Genomic DNA, 3,873 nt, shown 5'->3' on the forward strand with positions numbered 1-3,873 from the left:
TATCCGTTTCTACACCGCGAAGGCGTCGGCATTGCCAGCAATGTTGTCGACTGACACACCGCCTTCGTCGGAACGCCTCCCGGAGAAACCTGCTCCCACAAGGGGGGGCACCGAATCATCCATTGACTGCATCAATAGTCACCATCAACTCAATGAAGTTCTCTTAAAAAATCCACGGCGTAACATCTGCTCCATACCAACCCATAAGCACCCCGGAGCACACGATCATGAAACGCCAGACCTTCCTCAGCATCGCTTTCTCGGTTTTCGCAGTTAACGCTTTCGCCGCAAACTCTGCTCAACCTGTGGTCGCTGAAGGCGGCTCGGATCGTCTGATTGAAAGCCGTGTGGCCGAGGGTGGTTCCGATCGCCTGATCGAAAACCGTGTTGCAGCCGATGGTTCCGACAAGTTGATGCAGAATCGCGTCGCTGAAGGTGGCTCCGACAAACTGCTGCAGAACCGCGTCGCTGAAGGTGGCTCTGACAAACTGCTGCAGAATCGCGTCGCTGAAGGTGGCTCCGACAAACTGCTGCAGAACCGCGTCGCTGAAGGTGGTTCCGACAAACTGCTGCAGAACCGCGTTGCTGAAGGTGGTTCGGATCGTCTGATCCAGAATCGCACCGCCTGAATACGTTGCTCTACCACCGCCCTCAAAAAACCGGCCTGATCAGCCGGTTTTTTTGTATTGCTCAGCCTGACGGTGCCCTGGGATTCTCAGGCCAGGCTCTCGACAGTCTCACCGCTGCTTGCCCGTTGAGCATCCAGCAACACATCCAGCGTCGTGAGGAACAGGTCATGGCTCATGATGCCGGTACACACCGTTGATAGAACCTGATTCCCCGCCTCGTCTTTCAGAGTGACCTTCTCACTCCAGGCGTTCAAATCGACTGAAGCAAGGGTCGACACCGGGACTTTACGTCCGTCAACTTCCAGAAACTCGCGTGTCACAATAATTGTTTGAGTGACGACATTCAGGAAGTCCCCTGCGATTCGCTTGCGCCAGACCTGCCCGGTCGGCACATACCTGAAAGTCACTGCTCCGCCAGACTCAAGTTTGTTCATCACAACCGGCAGACGCTCGCGGACGTGCAACTCGCGCACCAGTTGCTGAAAGTCCTGAAAGCCTTTCAGCGAATCGATGACGCGATGAAATGGCTCGCTTTCATTACGACGGTACGCCAGGTTGGTGATCAGACCGGTGAATGCCGTTTGCCCCGAGCCGAACAGATACAGGTCTTCTACTTCAGCAAACGCCGTAAATTGTTGCTGCTTTCCACTGACAGCAACAATCCCGTGCTCGTAAACATCATAATGAGTCCCGCGCAACTTTTTATGCCACGCATAAAGCCCGAACAGGACTGCCGAAATGACGACCAGCAAGCCACTGACGGAATAGATCAGCAACTGCGGGCTGGAACCACGACTGGTGTTCGCCCCGGAACTGCCCGCCGGCAGTATGGTCCCCAGGTACAACACAAATCCTGCCAGGCCCAACAAGACGATTGCGAACAACAGCATGAAGACCAGAAAGCCCTTGCCGTGGTGGAAGGTGGAGATCAGTTGACCTGTCACCGTTGAAGCGGGTGTGGGTAATTGCTGCATGAGGTGGGTACTTCCCTAGTAGTTGATTGTAAAAAAACACCGTATTCCAGAAGGGTGTCTGCGAATACACTGTCGATTCCACTGCGGTCCTTCAGATACAGGTTGTACGGTTCAGCCCATTGATCACAGAGTCAAATGACTGCCCGAAAGTTTTAGCATCTCGCTCGATGGGATTATTCATTTTCCACATCATTTGTCGTTGTTCATCAGGCTTGTAGCCACCATTTCTCGCCGTGCTGATCGCTTCACGCCCTTTACCGACAAAACCGTTCAAATTACTGAGCAGGACACTGCACTTGAGAGCAGGCGTCTGGGCCCTGCCCTTCTTGTCCCACTCCTCGATCATCTGGGCGGTCTTATTCAGACTGTCTTCAAAAGGTTTGGCAGTTTCTTCCGCACCAGATGACCGGAAAAAATCACCAGACAATCGTACTGACTGCTTGGCGTAAAGCACGATGCCTGCACGGTAATAACCCAGGCTGTCTTTCTCGGCGCTATCAAAGGCTGTTTGAATATTGACTTCGTCGCGCTTGCTAATACCGTCATAGAATTTCGCCTGCTCAACGGCAACACCCTCCAAGGCTGCATCCAGCAATGGCTCCATTTCCCTGGCTTTTTTCCCGTCATCGGCCAGGTATCCCTTGGAATTGGCATAGTTGGCGAGTTCTGCGTGAATAGGCTGCAGTTTTGCGAGCGCCACAAGCATGCCTTTCGCAGGCTCATCCAACTCTGGCATTGGGTACGAGAGTTCCAATGCTTTGCTAAGGTTGTCTTGCAAAACGCTGATGTCATAACCACTGAACATGTAATAATTCGTCAGTTTCTTGCCGGACGCGAGCGTTTTCGAATACTCGACCTTACGCTTCTCCAACGTGCTGGCAAAATCCCCACCCCTGTTCGCGGCCTCGACATAAATATTGTATTTTTCTATCTCCGCCTGGCTTGAGTTCCGCTCCTCCAAATGCTCCTGATTGTGGGTCGCAACGTCTTGGGTGTTGTCGGACTTGTCACATCCGCTCAGAAAAACCCCTACCAACATCAACATCCCTGTCAGCATATTCCTTGAATACATGCTACTTCTCCCTAGCGATACAGAAACCTATCTACACCCGCCCAAAACCGCCTCTCAGTACAATTTATGCACACCCTTCAGCCCCATGACCCTTTCAACCACTCTTAGTAGTTAAAAACCGCCATAGCAAAGCGCGCAAAGATCTGTAAAACTAACAGATCACAAACTTAACGACCAACTAGCCTTGAAAGTCATCATTCTCAAGATAGTAAAGTGTCGCCTCCAAATATTTATTTAAATCAGGCTTTATTTTGCTTCGATCCGCGACGGCCTTAATATCCAGCAAAGTAGGACATTCGACAAGCGTACGCTTAGACTTTTCGCACGCAATTTCCTCCAGATCATTTTCTGCCACATAAAAAACTGCAGAATTCACAGCATCCTTCGATGCTCTATTAACTGTCGAGTCGACGAAGATCCAACCAACAGCAGGTAGATGTCCTAGACTCAGAATAAGATCAGAAAAACCATTATATTCTTTCATAAAAACTCTCTTTATTATCGACAGGCAGTACCACCGCCCCATTTATTTCGTCCACCCTTGCCATCTGGATGGTATATTTTGTGATATGTTTGATGATCTAGCCTATCAACCAACTGAAGCGATCCGGGCTTGTCTCCATGATGCCAGGTCATACCCGGAGGAGAACTGCCACGGAACGAACCATCTACCCGAGGCTGAACATGCTCCACAACGCCAGGATACTTCGACTGCAACGTCTTTTTAAATTCATAGTCAACTTTAACGCGCTCATATACTGATTGATTGGCACGACTGAAGTGCTCAACATCTGTCATTTTGAACTCTGATTTCATCAGGGTATGTTCGTGACTAGCATGGTATTTACCTAAGTCACGTACGCCTTCTCCATTGTACCAGCCAAGCGGATCTATCCAACGTACTGCATTAATCGCATATTGATATAGATTATCCCCCCCCCATTAACCCAATCGGATCCTGCGTAACAAACCGTCCCACCTCCGGATCGTAATACCGAAACGTGTTGTAGTGCAGCCCCGTCTCCTCATCGAAATACTGCCCCTGAAACCGCAGGTTCTGCTCGACTTCATTGACCGTCAGCTTCTCAACCGAACCCCAAGCCTTGTACGTCGCCTGCCAGACAATGCTCCCGTCCGCGTCAGTCATCTCCAGCGGCGTACCAATCTGGTCGGTATGGAAGTAGTAAAGCTGCTGCTC

Annotated in this window: 5 protein-coding genes and 1 pseudogene; 1 reads left to right on the top strand and 5 read right to left on the bottom strand. The window is 50.7% G+C overall.

Features of this window, described 5'->3' with window-relative positions:
• The first annotated feature begins 227 nt into the window (after window positions 1-227).
• Window positions 228-629, top strand: coding sequence for a hypothetical protein (locus PMI34_RS22445; RefSeq protein ID WP_008047206.1), 402 nt, complete (start codon window positions 228-230; stop codon window positions 627-629).
• An 86-nt stretch (window positions 630-715) separates the two neighbouring features.
• Here PMI34_RS22445 and PMI34_RS22440 read toward each other — a convergent pair whose 3' ends face one another.
• The 5 genes and pseudogenes from PMI34_RS22440 to PMI34_RS29065 all read right to left on the bottom strand — a co-directional run.
• Entirely contained in the window at window positions 716-1,603 is an 888-nt protein-coding gene (locus PMI34_RS22440) for a hypothetical protein (RefSeq protein ID WP_008047209.1), read from the bottom strand.
• Between the two features lie 91 nt (window positions 1,604-1,694).
• Entirely contained in the window at window positions 1,695-2,675 is a 981-nt protein-coding gene (locus PMI34_RS22435) for a YiiG family protein (protein WP_008047211.1), read from the bottom strand.
• Between the two features lie 178 nt (window positions 2,676-2,853).
• Complete coding sequence (locus tag PMI34_RS0127070) at window positions 2,854-3,159, bottom strand: hypothetical protein (protein ID WP_032829412.1); 306 nt, start codon at window positions 3,157-3,159, stop codon at window positions 2,854-2,856.
• Window positions 3,160-3,173: 14 nt separating this feature from the next.
• Window positions 3,174-3,491, bottom strand: a complete 318-nt coding sequence (locus PMI34_RS29060; protein ID WP_202949452.1) for an HNH endonuclease — start codon at window positions 3,489-3,491, stop codon at window positions 3,174-3,176.
• A gap of 60 nt (window positions 3,492-3,551) precedes the next feature.
• Window positions 3,552-3,873 (bottom strand): annotated as a pseudogene (locus PMI34_RS29065) (RHS repeat-associated core domain-containing protein); the annotation flags it as partial.

The sequence above is a fragment of the Pseudomonas sp. GM74 genome, assembly GCF_000282455.1.
Taxonomy (GTDB): Bacteria; Pseudomonadota; Gammaproteobacteria; order Pseudomonadales; family Pseudomonadaceae; genus Aquipseudomonas.

Bases quoted from the DNA above. Each gene is read 5' to 3' on its own strand.
- PMI34_RS22435 (WP_008047211.1), bottom strand. From the start codon at position 2,675: ATGTATTCAAGGAATATGCTGACAGGGATGTTGATGTTGGTAGGGGTT.
- PMI34_RS22445 (WP_008047206.1), top strand. From the start codon at position 228: ATGAAACGCCAGACCTTCCTCAGCATCGCTTTCTCGGTTTTCGCAGTT.
- PMI34_RS0127070 (WP_032829412.1), bottom strand. From the start codon at position 3,159: ATGAAAGAATATAATGGTTTTTCTGATCTTATTCTGAGTCTAGGACAT.
- PMI34_RS22440 (WP_008047209.1), bottom strand. From the start codon at position 1,603: ATGCAGCAATTACCCACACCCGCTTCAACGGTGACAGGTCAACTGATC.
- PMI34_RS29060 (WP_202949452.1), bottom strand. From the start codon at position 3,491: ATGAAATCAGAGTTCAAAATGACAGATGTTGAGCACTTCAGTCGTGCC.